Here is a 14,876-nt window from a genome sequence, read left to right as displayed (position 1 = left end):
ACCCCCCAAATCCCTGTCGAATTCCGGCCAGCGTGGTTTAACGGGGCGCCTAGGATCAAAAGCAGATCAAGATCACGAGCGGCTCGCTTCGCATCGTGGTTACGGTTGGCGGCTGCAAAGTTGTGTAGATACCTATGCTATCGAGGGCAACCTCCCTAGCCCAGAATCTCTCTGCTATTGATGTGTTAAACATTACCGTTATGAATAAAAATATTAAATAATAATGAAAGTAGAGAATATTAGCTTATGCCAAAACAGCATTATATTTTTGAAATTCATTCCGTTATGTTTGATCTCAACAGCCTACCCCTGACCTCGGATGGTACCCAGCGTGATTCAGATTCTGCGCGCCTGACCGGGTAATCATCCCCCGCAGCAGAGTCGTTGGACGGGAGCTCAACGTATGTTGCCACTTCAAACCCCTCGCTTGCCCCACACCTAGCCCAAGCCGAAACGCCTTTTGAACACCGGTCACGCCGCTCCAGGCGCGTGCCTGCTCGATTTCGCGATTTGGAAAAAGCCGGGAATGGATATGAAGCACGTTCTACAACCCACCGCCGCCCTGACGTTGTCCTTGCTGGCTGCAGCGACGCAAGCCCAGGACGACAGCACCTTGTCCACCGTCGTGGTCACTGGCAACCGTGGCGCCGAGCAGCGCACGGTCACCAGCAGCCCGGTGCCGATTGATGTGGTCAGCGCCAAGCAACTGCAAAGCACCGGCAAGCCCGGGTTGATGGAGGCGTTGAGCGCAGTGATCCCGTCGCTGACCTTGCCGGAAAAAACCGGCTGGGACGCCAGCGGCATTGCCCGGGCGCCGAACCTGCGGGGCCTGAGCGCCGCCGAAGTACTGGTGCTGGTCAACGGCAAGCGCCGCCACACCAGCGCCACCTTGAATATCAACGGCATCAACACTGGCGCGGCGCCGGCGGATCTGGACCTGATCCCCATCAGTGCCATCGACCATGTGGAAGTCCTGCGCGATGGCGCCGCGGCCCAATACGGTTCCGATGCCATCGCCGGGGTGATCAACGTGATCCTCAAGGCCGACACCAGCGGCACTTCGGTGACCAACACCGGCCTTGGCTACGACGGGAAGAAACAGACGGTGCAGCAAAGCCTCAACAAGGGCTTCGAAATCGGTAACGGCGGCATCGTGCAGTTGGCTCTGGATGCGCGTAGCCAGAACGATGACAACAAGGCCAGCGCCAATGGCTACACCTACGAGCAGGCGTATGGCCTGGCAGGCAAGTCCACCTATGGCGGCTACGGCACGCCCAAGACCAACCTGCTGACCCTGGGCTACAACGCCGAGCTGCCGATCGATGACAGCCTCAGCCTGTACTCTTTCACCACCTACTCGCGACGCAAGGCCGAGCAGGGCCAGAACTTCCGCCTGCCGACCATCACCAACACCATCACCACCGGGCCCAATGGCTATCCGGCCGGGTACACCCCGACCTGGTACATCGACGAGGACGATTTCCAGGCGGCCTTCGGCGGCAAGGGAACCCTGGGTGAGTGGGACTGGGACCTGTCCACCACTTACGGGCGCAATGAAGCGGAGCAGGGCACCACCCACAACCAGAACCCGTCCCTGGGCGAGGCCACGCCGAACAGCTTCACGTCCGGCACCTGGATTTCCACCGAGTTGACCACCAACCTGGACTTCAAGCGCGGCTTTGATATCGGCCTGCAAAAACCCTTGGACCTGTCTTATGGCTTCGAGCATCGGCGCGATACCTACGAGGTACAGGCCGGTGACTACGGGTCTTATGCCAACGGCGGCTACTGCGTGGCGCCGGGTAACTGTGCCTCGTCCGGAGCCCAGGTCACCAACGGTATTTCCCCGCAGGAAGAAAGCAGCGCTTCTCGCAACAGCCTGGCCAGTTATGTGGACGTGGGCTTCAACCCCTTGCCGGATTGGTACGTCGGCACCGCTTTGCGCTATGAGCATTACAACGAAGGCGTGGGTGCCACCCGCAGCGGCAAGCTGACCACCCGCTACGACTTCACGCCGCAGTTCGCGGTGCGTGCCACGGTGAGCAATGGCTTTCGGGCGCCGTCCCTGGCCAACAGTTTGTTCAGTGCGCGCTCCACCACCTATGGCGTGGTGGACGGCGTGTACCAGTCGATCAATTACGGCGTGCTGCCGGTGGGGTCGGCGGCGGCCAAGGCGCTGGGCGCCGAAGAGTTGAAGCCCGAACGCTCCACCAATTTCAGCCTCGGTTTCACCCTTACACCCACCGACCGCCTGAGCTTCACCGCCGATGCCTACGTGATCAATCTACGTGACCGCATCACCCTGACCGGCACCTTGCTTGGCCCTGAAGTCACCCAGGTACTGCAGAACAACGGCATCAACTCCACCTCCGGCGGCCAGTACTTCATCAATGGCGCCGACACCCGCACCAAGGGCCTGGACCTGGTCAGCAGCTACAACCAGGACCTGGGCGCGTTCGGCGCGCTGAAGTGGACCGCTGCGTTCAACTGGAACCAGACCAGAATCCAGAACTACAAGGCGTCCACCAGCATCCTTGGCCGGCCTTATGACCTGATGGATCGCGAGGCCCGCAACCTGATCACCGGCGTGCAGCCCAATACCAAGCTGATCCTTGGTGGCGACTGGAGCATCGAACGCTTCAATCTCAGCCTGGCCCTGACTCGCTACGGTTCCTACAAGGAGGTCAATTCATCGGCCAACCGCGACCTGGACCGGGTCTACAGCGCCAAATGGATCACCGACCTCGACCTTGGCTACAACCTCACCAAAGACCTGAACATCGCCATCGGCGCCAAGAACCTGTTCGACCAATACCCCAAGAAACAAGGGGTGCCGAGCAGCACCATGGTTGCCAGCTACGGCACTTATTCGCCCTACGGTTTTACCGGTGGGTACTACTACACCCGGCTGACTTACGCCTTCTAAGGCCTGCGAGGAATAGCACATGCCCATTGTCGCCAAACCCTACGACCTGCTTGATGAGGTCAGCGTACAACCGCTGCGTCAGCACCGCGTCTCCACGCCGATCACGGCGCTGCAAGTGGTGCCCGCCCGGCATCCCTGGCACTGGGCCGGGTCGATCTTCGCCGCGCTGGTGCTGCTGGCCATCGTGCATTCCCTGGCCACCAACCCGCGGTGGGAGTGGGGGGTGTTCGGCCAGTGGTTCTTCTCGCCGTCAGTGCTGCGCGGCTTGGGGCAGACGCTGTTGCTGACGCTGCTGAGCACGGTGTTCAGCGTCATCCTTGGCACGGCGCTGGCGTTGGCGCGGCTGTCGGGCTCACCGTTGCTGGCCGCATTGGCCTGGGGCTATATCTGGTTTTTCCGCTCGATGCCGGCGCTGCTGGTGCTGATCATCCTCTACAACTTTGCCTACCTGTACGACCACATCGTGCTCGGTGTGCCGTTCACCGACCTGGTGTTCGCCGAATGGTCGACGGTGGATGTGCTCAGTCAATTCACCGTGGCGGTTTTGGGCTTGAGCCTGATGCAGGCCGCCTACGCGGCGGAGATCATCCGCGGTGGCCTGATCGGTGTGGAGGCCGGCCAGCATGAAGCAGCCGCGGCCCTGGGGTTGCCGGCCTCGCGGCGCATCTTCCGCATCATCCTGCCCCAGGCGCTGCGTTCGATTTTACCGTCGGGGTTCAACGAAATCATCGGCCTGGTCAAGGGTACTTCCATTGTCTACGTGCTGGCCTTGCCCGAGCTGTTCTACACCGTGCAAGTCATCTACAACCGCACCCAGGCGGTGATCCCGCTGCTGATCGTGGCCACTGTGTGGTACCTGATCATCACCACCGTGCTCACCAGCGCCCAGTACTACGTCGAACGTCATTTTGCCCGCGGCACCGCGCGGGTGCTGCCGCCGACGCCGTTGCAGCGCCTGCGCCTGTGGCTCAAGGAGAAGTCCCATGGCTGAAGCACGCGCCGGGCGCATCCAGATCCAGGGCGTGGGCAAGCGCTTTGGCAACCAGCAGGTGCTCGATAACATCGACCTGACCATCGACCCCGGCAAGGTCACAGTGATCCTCGGCCCGTCCGGCTCGGGCAAGTCCACCCTGCTGCGCACCATCAACCACCTGGAGAAAATCGACAGCGGGCATATCACCATCGACGGTGAATATGTCGGCTATCGACGCAAGGGCGACCTGCTATTCGAACTCAAGGAGCGCGAGATCCTCAAGCGTCGCATCGACGTCGGCTTTGTATTCCAGAACTTCAACCTGTTCCCGCACCTCACCGCCTGGGAAAACATCGCCGAAGCGCCGTTGGCCCACAAGCGCTGGAGCAAGGCCCAAGCGCACTTCAAGGCCGCCGAGTTGCTGGCCAAGGTCGGCCTGGCGGACAAGGCCGACGCCTATCCGCGCCAGCTCTCCGGTGGTCAGCAACAACGCGTCGCCATTGCCCGGGCCCTGGCGCTGGACCCGAAGGTTCTGCTGTTCGACGAGCCCACCTCGGCCCTCGACCCGGAACTGGTGGGCGAGGTGCTGGACGTGATCAAGGGCCTGACCCGACTGGGCGTGACCCTCGTAATCGTCACCCACGAGATCGGCTTTGCCCGTGAAGTGGCCGACCACGTGGTGTTTCTTTGCGACGGTCAACTGATCGAAGAGGGCCCGCCCGAACAGATCTTCCGCCAACCCCGCCATCCCCGCACCCAGGCCTTTCTCGGCAAGGTGCTTTAGTTCAAGGAGTGAGTGCCCATGTTCATCAACACCACCCGCGTGACCTTGCTGGCGCTTGCCGTCAGCACCGCGCAATATGCCTTCGCTGTGCAACAGGTTGATCTCAGCCCCGACCGCCCGCGCATCCATGTGCCGCGCAATGAAGCGGCCATCGCGCAGATCCCGCCGGGCTTCAAGTTCGCCCAGCCGGGCAAGTTCACCGTGGCCGTGTCCGGCGTGGCCGGGCCGCCCCTGGCACTGCTCGCCAGTGACGACAAGACCACCATCGGCAGCGAAGCCGACACCGCGCAATTGGTCGCCGACAGCCTCGGCCTGCAACTCAACGTGGTGCAGACCAGCTGGGAAGACTGGCCCCTGGGTGTCAGTTCGGGCAAATACGATGCGGTGATCAGCAACGTCACCGTCACCGAGGCGCGCAAGAAGCGTTTTGACTTCGCCACCTACCGCCAGGATGTGCTCGGCTTTTACGTCAAGAGCACCAGCAAGATCAACGCGATCCAGCAGGCGGCGGACATTGCCGGGCTGAAGATCATCGTCGGCTCCGGCACCAACCAGGAAAAGGTCCTGCTGGCCTGGAACGAGGCTAATGAAAAAGCCGGCCTCAAGCCCGCGCTGTTGCAATACTTCGATGACCAGGCCGCCGCGCAACTGGCGGTACAGTCGGGGCGCAGCGATGCGCTGTTCGGGCCGAACTCGGTGTACGCCTATTCGGCGGCGATCACCGGCGGTATCAGGCGCGTCGGCACTGTCAACGGTGGGTGGCCGTTGCAGGCCGATATCGCCGTGACCACGCGCAAGGACAACGGCCTGGTCCAGCCGATCCACACTGCCTTGGAAGGCGCGATTGCCGGAGGGCAATACGAGCAGGTGCTGCAACGTTGGGGCCTGGATGTCGAACGCGTCGACAAGTCGCTGATCAATCCACCGGGCCTGCCGGACTAGGAGCATCGACATGGGACTGACACGACGTGAAGCGCTGTCGAGCATTGCCGCAGTGGGCGGTGAGAAGGCGGTCAAGGATGCACTGGCGGTGTTGGGGCTGGGCCCATCGTCACACCGCCGACCGCAACCGCTGAAACTCAAGGATGGCCTGGGGCAGGGCACCCGCGTGCTGGTGCTGGGCGCCGGGATTGCCGGATTGGTCACGGCCCTGGAGCTGAGCCGCGCTGGCTTCAGCGTGCAGGTGCTGGAAGCCCGTGAGCGCGTGGGTGGTCGCACCTGGACCCTGCGCAACGGCGACCGCGTGGACTACAAGGATGGTCGCTTGCAAACCGTGGGGTTTGATCCGGGCCAGTATTTCAATGCCGGCCCGGCGCGCATTCCCAGCCAGCACCGCACGATCCTCGACTATTGCAGTGAGCTGGGCGTGCCGTTGGAAGTGCTGGTCAACAGCAGCCATGGCGCCCAGGTGCGGCCGGACCTGAGCCAGCCGGCGTTCAGCGTCGGCCAGGCGCTCAACGATACCCGTGGGCACCTGTCCGGGTTGCTGGCCAGGGCGGTGCAACGCGACGCCCTTGACGATGTGTTGAGTGGTGAAGAGCGCACGCGCCTGCTGGGTTTTTTGCAGGTGTACGGCGACCTGTCCCAGGAGCTGGCCTTCGAGGGCACCCTGCGTTCCGGGCACCTTGAATCCGCCGCCCACCCTGGCGCCTTGCCCGCCCGCCACAAGCCGCTGGGGTTGGAGCGCTTGCTGCACCCGGAACTCTGGGGCGCTTTGTTGCACACCGAATTCCCGGAATTTTCAGCCACCATGTTCCAGCCGGTGGGCGGCATGGACCGCATCACCGACGCCCTCTACCGACGCGTGCATGAGCAGGTGCAACTGGGCGCCCAGGTGCGACAGATCCGTCAGTTGGAGGACGGCGTGGCGGTGACCTATCACGACCAGCACAGCGGCCGCGAACAGGTGGTGCGTGCCGATTACCTGGTCTCGACCTTGCCGCTGCCCCTGCTGGCCAGGCTCGACAGCGACTTCAGCGACCCGGTCAAGGCCGCCTTGCTCAGCACGCGCAGCGACCAGGCGACCAAGGTGGCGTGGCAATCCCCACGTTTCTGGGAAACCGATTACCGCACCTATGGCGGCCTGTCATGGGTCGAGCACCCGGCGCGCTTGTTGTGGTACCCCAGCAACGACCTCAACACCCGCGAGGGCGTGCTGGTGGCCGGTTACGTGACCGGGGAGGGCGCCGACGTGTTCGGCGCACAGCCACTCGAACAGCAGCACGCCGCCTCCCGACAAGCCGTAGAGCTGTTGCATCCAGGTTATTCCAAACATTTGCGTCATCCACTGGCGGTGTCCTGGGAACAGATCCCCTACAGCGAAGGCCCGTGGCTGCAACGCGAACACTTCCCCGCCCAGGCCCACGCCTTGCTGGAACGGCCCCATGGCCGGGTGTACTTCGCCGGCGACGGCCTGGTGCAAAGTGGCGTGGGCATCTGGCAGGAGTCGGCGGCCAACTCCGCGCGCCATGTGGTGGCGCAACTGGCCGAGCACATCACCCAACAACGACAGATCGCGGCTGTGGCCGCCTCTTGAGGAGCAATACCATGAGCGACAGCATTCAACGCACCAGCGTGGGCGATTTTCCCATCTCGCAAACCGTCACCGTGCCGGCCTCGGCCAGTCTGATATTCGTCAGCGGCACGCTGCCCGACCTCGCCGACCCAAATGTGCCTGGGGCTTATGGCGACACCGAAGTACAGACTGTTTCAGTGTTTAACAAGCTGCGCAAAATCCTCCAGCAGCAGGATCTGGACCTGGGCGATATCGTGCAGTTGCGGGTATTTCTGGTCGGCGCGGAAGAAACCGACGGCAAGCTGGATTTTGCCGGGTTGCAGCGGGGGTATACGCAGTTCTTCGGTACGCCCGAGCAGCCGAACAAACCGGCGCGGACAGCGTTGCAAGTGGTGGCGCTGCCGTTGCCGGGGGCGTTGGTGGAAGTGGAGGCGACTGCTGCTCGGGCGGTGTGATGACGCCCGTCACTCTGCGGCGTGGAGCCTTTGCTCTGTCGCCCGATCGATCAACGCCCGCAGCGCTTCGAACAAAGGGGCTGCATCTGTGTGTTTTTTGCCGTAGGCCAGGTTGAAGGCGTAATCGAAATCGGGCGGGTTCAGCCCTTGGGTGTGCTGCAGCAGGGTCTCCAGTTTGTCCATGGCCTTGACGGCTTTTGCTTCCGGCGAACGTGCGTTCTCGTAGTCATCCCATAACGTCAGGATCTCGGCTTTCAGGGGGCTGTCCAGGGACTGCGCCAACAGCAGCAGGTCGAGCCGCTCCTGTTCGCCCTTGTTGGGAAAGGCCGCCTGGCTGACCGCCGGGATATCGCCGTGGATGGCTTCGCCCAAATCATGGATAACGCACATCTTGAGGATTTTCAGCAGGTCCAGGCCGGGCAATTGATCGGCGAACACCATCGCCATCAGACACAGGCGCCAACTGTGTTCGGCCGTGCTTTCAGTGCGGCCCGAAGCCGTGTGGGCACTTCTGAGCACATCCTTGAGTTTTTCCGCTTCGCGCAGAAAATCGAGACGGCCTTTGATTTTTTCCATGTCCATGATGCTGCCCCGCAAGGTCGGTTGTGCAGGTAAGCCTAGGTGCGCGAGCGCAGATCGTCCACGCATAAAATATGCGCGGTGGGCTTTCAGAGTGTCTCGACCAGGCGTGCTGCGCTGCCATCGCTCAGGGTCATGCGTGTCCAGCGACACAGGCTTGGGCGTATGGGCACGAGATTGGAGTCGTTGCTTCCAGTGGTGAATTCAAGGGCCGGTGGTGCCTGGGTTTCACGCCAGCCGGTATGCTCCAGGCTGGCTTCGATCAGCTGGATTTGCGGCGTTGCGAAGCGCCACAACGACTGGCCCATAAGCTCGGCGAGCGGGCTGCTGAACTGGCGTGCGCGGGAAGGCGAGCACGCGAGCAGGCGGTGCGTCAGGTCGCACACCAAGTGCATCGCTTGCGAACTCTCGCTGACCAGCCGGGCCAATGCCTGATCGGCGGCTGCATCAAGTCGGGCTGCCAACAACTGCTCAAGCTGTTGGTGCGCAGCCGGATCCATCGCTTGTACGCCACTTTCCCAGCGCGAAATAGTCGATTGCGTGACGTTGAACAACTGCGCTGCATGACTTTGCTTGATGCGGTGCAGCAAACGCCATCGCCGCAGCGCAACGCCGGGCAAGGCAGGCTTGAGCAAGGAGTGAGGCATCTGCGATTCCTGAGTCGACGGGTGGATGACGAGTGTGATGACAAGAGGGCAGCGGTGCAAATGAGTGGGATGAACGGCCCTCGGGTTGGCACACCAAGCCTCAGGGCTGAAGTGTTGATCGCTCCTGATACGCAGATCCAATGTGGGAGGGGGCTTGCTCCCGATAGCGGATTGTCAGTCACTGCATGTGTTGACTGAACCACTGCTATCGGGAGCAAGCCCCCTTCCACATGGCTACTCTTTATTGCTGCAACAACAAAGCCTGCTGCTTGAGCTTGCGCTTCTGGACAAACGGTAAGGTTTCATCATCCCCATACGGCGCGCTGTACCAATTGCCGTAGCTCGGGTTGGGCAGCAGGAACCAGCGCTGCCCCAGCCAGTTCACATAGGGTTCGACGGCCTTGCGCTGCGCAGCCAGGGTGTTGTGTTCGGCCTGCACGAAATCTCCCAGCGAGTCACCGGCCATCAACAACACGCGGGCTTGGCTGGCGACCCACTGGCGACGGCAGTTCTTGCCATAGCCAGCGCTTGCACAGTGGCCGGTGGGGGTGCTGGCCGCCAGGATCTGTGCGTCGCTCTCTATCGGAAAACCGCGCAAACGCAGGTTTTTGGCGGTGGCCGCGACCTGGCTGTGCTCGCGGTTGGTGAGGTAATACACCTTGATGCCTTTTTGCCTGGCCGCTTGCAGGAACGCCACGGAACCCGGCAGTGCCTCGGCCTTGGCCTGCTCGACCCAGGTATTCCAGCGATCGTAGGAATAGACCTGATTGTTGATGATGTCGCGAGCGTTGAGCGGCACGTTGTCCAACAGCGTCTCGTCGATATCCACAATCACCGCCGGCGGCAAACCGGTCAGCTTGCGCGCAGGTAAAGGCAGTGCGTCCCAGTTGGGGTCGGCCAGCGCTACATCGAGTTGGCGGGTGGCGTTGGCGAAGAGCTGGCGGTAGATCAGCTCGTGCTCGATGGAGGTCTGGGTCCAGAGCACGGCGTCGAGTTGGTCGTTGGCCGGTGGTGTTTGCTGGCAGCCTGCCAGGGCGGTGGTCAACAGGCAGGCACTGGCGAAGAACAAGTTACGCATGGGCAAGTCTCGCAGAGGGTAGGCGCGTGGTCAGCACAGTAGCGCAATCACCCGCACAATCAAGGCGTGCACACCAGTGACTGGCGCTCATAGTTCAGCGCCTTGTTCGGCGGTGGCAACGCATAGGTGGCCCGACAACGCTGTTCCCCCCACTTGATGATCAGCGTGCCCTGATCCTCTTCCACCAGCGCCAGGGCATTACCATTGGGGTCGGCAATCGCCAACTGCTTGCCATTGGCGTCTTCCAGTGAGGCACCAAACGACAGCGGTTGATGCTGTGCATCAAACAACTCAAACAACACCCGCCGTCCGGTAGTACCACTGTAATGCGCCACCACGATGGCGCCACGGCGCGGCACCAGCTGCTGGGTGGCGTTAGTGATTTCCACGTCGCCACCCAGATCGCGAGTGTCCAGGCTGATCCAGTTGACCCGGTAAGGTTGCGCAGTGGGCACCACCGCATAGCCGTTGTAACCGGTTTCCACCCCGCTGTAGCTGCTGATCTTGGCTCCAGCGACGCCTGGTACTTCGGCCAGGGCGAAGGTCTCGCTGACCGTCTGCCCCAGGTTGACGCCACCCGCATGAGCCACCACGGAGCCTGCGAGGTTGAAGTTCTGTGAGTTGTAGCCCTGGCCCTGGCTGTAACCGAGGCTGACGTCTGCCACGGCGGTGCGGCTGTTGATGTTCACCGAGCCTGAGTCGCCGCTGGTGTCACTGTGGCCCGCCTGCACCGAATAGAAGGTGTCGCTGGTGTCGGCCACGTAGCCGTTGATGCCCGCTTGGGTGGTGGTGTCGCCACGTTGGTGGCTGGTGGTGACAAACGCTCGTGGCGCGCGGGCCTGGCTGCCCAGCGGGAAAGACACCGACAGGTTCACCTGCGTGTCGCTGCTCGGCTCGCCCCAGGTGACGATCTGCTTGGTGCGGGTCACGCCAAGGTTGTAGCTCAGGTCGCCCCAGTTGCCGGTGTAGCCCGCGGAAAAGCTCTGGGAGCCGCCGCGATTCCAGTAGCGTTGGTCGCTGGCGTTCACATACAGGCTGCCGAATTCGCTGTTGCGTCCGATGCTCTGGTTGATGGTCAGGTCGGTGCGGGTTTTCGAGTGGCCGGTGCGTACGCGCAGGTCTTCGCTGCTGTCTTCCACATGGTCGGTGAGGGTGCGATAGCCCTCGGTGGAGTAGCGATAGGCGGCCAGGGTGAAGTTGGTATCGGTGCCGGCAAAGGTCTTGGCGTACAAGGCGCGTACGCTGCTGCCCTGGGAGGTTCGCCCCTGGGCCTTGCTGGACGAATGGGTGGTATCCAGGGAGAACGCACCGAACGAGGTGTTCCGGCCGGCGCCGATCGACAGCGCGCTGTAGTCCTCACTGGCTTGCACACCGACAATCCCGCTGAGGTTGCTGGTCAAGCCGTAAGCCAGCGTACCGCTAAAAAAACGCGGGGTTGCCAGGCCATCGGCATTGCTTTTGAACGTGCCCGCCGAGACGCTGTATTTCACCTGGCCTTCGCGCACCATGATCGGCAGGCTGGAGAACGCCTGCATCGTCACCCGCCGCGTACCGTCGGCTTCGATCACGGTGATTTGCAGGTCACCGTTGGAGCCGCTGGGGTAGATATCGTTGATCTCGAACGGGCCTGGCGCGACGTTGGCGGTGTAGAGGATGTAGTCGTTCTGGCGGATCTCAACCGTCGCGTTGGTCTGCGCCACGCCACGGATCACCGGCGCGTAGCCGCGCTCGCTGTCGGCGCGCATGCCGTCGTCGGAAGCCAGCTTGACCCCGCGATAGCGCACGCTGTCGAACAAATCGGTGTCGGAAAAAACTTCACCGGCGCTGAATTGGCCCTTGATCGCGGTGACGTCATGCTGCAAGTAAGTACGGTTGCTGGTGAAGGTGTTCGAGCGATCGGTGCCGCCGCTCAGGTTCGACTCGTTGCGCAGGCGCCAGGCCCCCAGGTTGATGCCGTTGCGCAGGCCCAGGTTATTGGCGATGCGGGTCTTGTAGTCGCCGGCGGTACGACTGCTGTTGAGTTGGTAGTTGATGAAGGCGGCGGGCACACCGTCGTCCCACAACTGTGGGTCGACATACCCGCGCAAGCCACGCTGCATCGCCACCTGCGGGATACTTGCGAGCAAGCGCAGACGGCTGCTGTCGTAGCGCACGCTGGCGTCTTCGATCATGTCGGCAAGGGCGTAGCAGTCCTGCGGCTGCTGCGGGTCAAGTTTGCCCTCGGCCTGCAAACGGTGCAGGTCGATACCCAGTTGCTTGAGCAGTTCGAGGGTCAGGCAGGCTTCGACGCGGCCGTTTTTCGGGTTGCGCTTGAAGTCGATATCGCGTCGGCCCACCAGCACTTCGTTGCTGTACAGGTCGACGCGGTAAGTGCCCGGCAGCACGCTGTTGGCAGAGAGCAATTGCTGCAAGTCCACCGGTGACTGCGAGCCTTGCAGGAAGGTGGTGTTGAAGGTTTGCGCAGCGTCATCGGCCATGGCCAGGCTGGGCAAGCTGGCAGCAATCGCCAGCGACAGCGTCTTCAACTTCAGTACGCCACGTGCGGGCCTGTTGCTGGAAAGAAAGGACATGCGAAGACCTATGACATCCCTGATTGACGGACAGCCGGGCACGCAAACACGCACGCGAAGTGAGCCTGTGGGTTAGCGAAAGTGCTTAGGGGTTGAGGCGCGATTCAGTCGCATGCGCCGGTAGCGCAGTGCCGCTGGACAGCGGCGCGCTGTAGTGATTCTGCGCGCCGTAGTCATTGATGCTGGAAAACGACAACTGCACCGGCCCGCTGGCAACTGGAGCACTGAGCGCAAACTGTTTTTGTTCGCCTGGCGCAATCATGGTGGAGTCGCTGGCCAATACCGCCTGCACTTTGATGTCGGCCATGGACACGTGGTACAGCGTCGGGTTTTTCACCTGCAACAGGGTTTGGCTGCCGTGTTTGACCAGCGTCCATTCAAGCTGCGCAGGGGCTTGCAGCGCACTGCCGGTGAGGCCTGCAGGGCGGTAAAAAATCTTGATGCGTTGGCGTATAGCCAACTGCAAAGTGTTCTCGGCTTCGCTGGCCTTGGGGATTTCCTGCACGTTGAGCCACACCACCGACTCGCGGTCCGTGGGCATGCCGGTGCCTTCGTACAGGATTCGCAGCAGTTGTTGTTCCTTGGCAAATACCCGCGCCAGGGGCGGGGTGACGGCAAACGGCGCGCGGCTGGCGCGGGCATCGTTCATGTCGACCCAGGATTGAATCAATACATCCTGGTTACCGTTACGCACGGTAATGTTGGCTTCCTTGTGGTCACCGTCAAACACGATACGGGTGGCATTCAATGAAATGCTGGCGGCGGCCTGGGTAGCCATGAGCAAGCCCAGCAGCCCCAGACATGCGGCGATAGAACGAGGCGGCATGAGGGTTATCCGGTGTAATCAGAAGACAATGGCGAGGCCGCAAGGCCTCGCGCGTTCGGTGCCCGGGGCGCCGAATTATTCGTATTGCAGGATGAACGGCAGGGTGGCGTCACCGCGACCGGCGGTCGACGAGCCCGCCGCTGCGGTGGTGACGTAGGCGGCCGCGAAGCTCAGGGTGGCGTCGCCGCCTTCAGTACCGGCACCGTGCATGGTGCTTTCAATGCGTGCGGTGCTTGGCGAGCTGAGGTCGATCAGACCGCCCTTGCTGTCGAGCAGGGCAATACCGACGTTTTGTGCAGTGGCCGAACCCGGGTTCAGGGCCAGTACTTTTTTGCCGGTGACCAGGCCTGAACCGCCGTTGTTGGCGTCAAAGATCATGGCGACCTTGGTGCCCTGGTTGCAGTTGACGCTCAGGTTGAAGTCTTTAGCCGTTACGCGACCTGCGGTTGGGTTTTCCGCGGTGCCCATGTCCTTGATCGATACGTTGCCCATGTCCACCGAAATGGTGCGGTCGGAGTTGGCGCCGTCCACCGAGCACGCGTCGTTGTTGATCACGCCGGTGAAGGTGATTTTACCGCTGCCGCCCAGGGTTGGCGTCGGAGCAGGGTCCACGGCAAATGCACTGCCGGAAGCGGCGATAATGGCCGAGGCGATCACAGCCAGGGAAAACTTCTTCATGATGATGTCCGTAAGTGTTAGTTGAAAAGTTTGCTGTTGTTGAACTGCGAGCAAAGAGTAGGCGACGAGGCGGCGGGAGCGAATAAGACGATTCTTATAAGCGCTGGCGTGGGCAGGTTATTTGTGCTGTTGCAGCGGTGAAAGGCTTGAGAATAAAGGGCAAAGCCATTGTCCAGGAATGGCTTGCAAGTTATGCGTTAGTTGAAGATGTTACGTTCCAGGCAATAAGCAAGTAGATCCTGGTCGCTGCTGACTTCAAGTTTGCGCATGGCCGATATCTTTTGTGCGCTGATGGTCTTTGAACTTCGGTTCTGGCGGCGCGCAATGTCACTCACGCTCATGCCGGAAATAAACAGGCGCAGGATCTCGAACTCTTTGGGCGACAAACTGGTAAAGCGCTCGTCAATTGCCGTGAGGGTCTCTATCACCGAGGTCTTTGGCGGCTCCAGGCTGCGATAGTCGCTGTCCTGGGCGATCGCCTTGAGTGCCAGTTGAATCTCGGTATGCAACTGGCTTTTCTGGATGATGCCGACCACGCCCAGCTCTTGCAGGCGGGTGAGGATCAGGTGGTTGGAGATCATGGTCAGGATCAGGATCTGTACCTGCGGGAAGTGTCGTTTCAGGTACTCCACCAGCTTCAGGCCATCGCCATAAGGCGAGTCGCCCGGCATGTTGTAGTCGGTAATCACGATGTCAGCGCCTTGATGCTGCAACAGCTCGATCAGGCCGGCCGAACACACGGCCTCGCCGACGACTTGAAAGCGCATGTCACGCTCTACCAGTTCGCGAACGCCCAGCAACACGATCGGGTGATCGTCGGCGATTACCACGTTGAATTTTTTCAT

The 14,876-nt window shown here is 61.6% G+C and carries 13 protein-coding genes; 6 read left to right on the top strand and 7 right to left on the bottom strand.

What is annotated here, in order from left to right:
• Positions 1–532 precede the first annotated feature (532 nt).
• Genes E4O98_RS12390 through E4O98_RS12365 form a run of 6 tightly spaced genes read left to right on the top strand, consistent with a single transcriptional unit; the run spans position 533 to position 7,653 of the window.
• Positions 533–2,926: a TonB-dependent receptor gene (locus E4O98_RS12390; protein ID WP_228308657.1), complete on the top strand. Its 2,394-nt coding sequence runs from the start codon at positions 533–535 to the stop codon at positions 2,924–2,926.
• Positions 2,927–2,945: 19 nt separating this feature from the next.
• Positions 2,946–3,917: an amino acid ABC transporter permease gene (locus E4O98_RS12385; protein WP_223019074.1), complete on the top strand. Its 972-nt coding sequence runs from the start codon at positions 2,946–2,948 to the stop codon at positions 3,915–3,917.
• Positions 3,910–4,683, top strand: coding sequence for an amino acid ABC transporter ATP-binding protein (locus E4O98_RS12380; protein ID WP_032880317.1), 774 nt, complete (start codon positions 3,910–3,912; stop codon positions 4,681–4,683). Before E4O98_RS12385 ends, E4O98_RS12380 begins: the two co-directional genes overlap by 8 nt.
• 18 nt (positions 4,684–4,701) lie before the next feature.
• Positions 4,702–5,625: an ABC transporter substrate-binding protein gene (locus E4O98_RS12375; protein WP_248135265.1), complete on the top strand. Its 924-nt coding sequence runs from the start codon at positions 4,702–4,704 to the stop codon at positions 5,623–5,625.
• Positions 5,626–5,635: 10 nt separating this feature from the next.
• Positions 5,636–7,219 carry an FAD-dependent oxidoreductase gene (locus E4O98_RS12370; RefSeq protein WP_248128625.1) on the top strand — a complete coding sequence of 528 codons (1,584 nt, stop codon included), beginning with the start codon at positions 5,636–5,638 and terminating at the stop codon, positions 7,217–7,219.
• Between the two features lie 11 nt (positions 7,220–7,230).
• Entirely contained in the window at positions 7,231–7,653 is a 423-nt protein-coding gene (locus tag E4O98_RS12365; protein ID WP_103733812.1) for a RidA family protein, read from the top strand.
• A gap of 9 nt (positions 7,654–7,662) precedes the next feature.
• Here E4O98_RS12365 and E4O98_RS12360 read toward each other — a convergent pair whose 3' ends face one another.
• From E4O98_RS12360 to E4O98_RS12330, 7 genes are all read right to left on the bottom strand, one after another.
• Complete coding sequence (locus E4O98_RS12360) at positions 7,663–8,235, bottom strand: HD domain-containing protein (RefSeq protein ID WP_032880322.1); 573 nt, start codon at positions 8,233–8,235, stop codon at positions 7,663–7,665.
• Positions 8,236–8,321: 86 nt separating this feature from the next.
• Positions 8,322–8,879: a helix-turn-helix transcriptional regulator gene (locus E4O98_RS12355; protein ID WP_005789603.1), complete on the bottom strand. Its 558-nt coding sequence runs from the start codon at positions 8,877–8,879 to the stop codon at positions 8,322–8,324.
• A 241-nt stretch (positions 8,880–9,120) separates the two neighbouring features.
• Positions 9,121–9,957 carry an HAD family acid phosphatase gene (locus tag E4O98_RS12350; RefSeq protein WP_103733813.1) on the bottom strand — a complete coding sequence of 279 codons (837 nt, stop codon included), beginning with the start codon at positions 9,955–9,957 and terminating at the stop codon, positions 9,121–9,123.
• A 59-nt stretch (positions 9,958–10,016) separates the two neighbouring features.
• Positions 10,017–12,527, bottom strand: coding sequence for a fimbria/pilus outer membrane usher protein (locus tag E4O98_RS12345; protein WP_248135262.1), 2,511 nt, complete (start codon positions 12,525–12,527; stop codon positions 10,017–10,019).
• A gap of 85 nt (positions 12,528–12,612) precedes the next feature.
• Complete coding sequence (locus tag E4O98_RS12340) at positions 12,613–13,353, bottom strand: molecular chaperone (RefSeq protein WP_032880326.1); 741 nt, start codon at positions 13,351–13,353, stop codon at positions 12,613–12,615.
• A gap of 75 nt (positions 13,354–13,428) precedes the next feature.
• Positions 13,429–14,031: a fimbrial protein gene (locus E4O98_RS12335; protein ID WP_032880327.1), complete on the bottom strand. Its 603-nt coding sequence runs from the start codon at positions 14,029–14,031 to the stop codon at positions 13,429–13,431.
• A gap of 197 nt (positions 14,032–14,228) precedes the next feature.
• Positions 14,229–14,876, bottom strand: a complete 648-nt coding sequence (locus tag E4O98_RS12330) for a response regulator (RefSeq protein WP_032880328.1) — start codon at positions 14,874–14,876, stop codon at positions 14,229–14,231.

It is taken from the genome of Pseudomonas sp. W2Jun17, assembly GCF_023127795.1.
Lineage (GTDB): Bacteria > Pseudomonadota > Gammaproteobacteria > Pseudomonadales > Pseudomonadaceae > Aquipseudomonas > Aquipseudomonas synxantha_A.
Note: the sequence above shows the minus strand (reverse complement) of the source record. Positions and strands in the feature narration are given on the sequence as shown.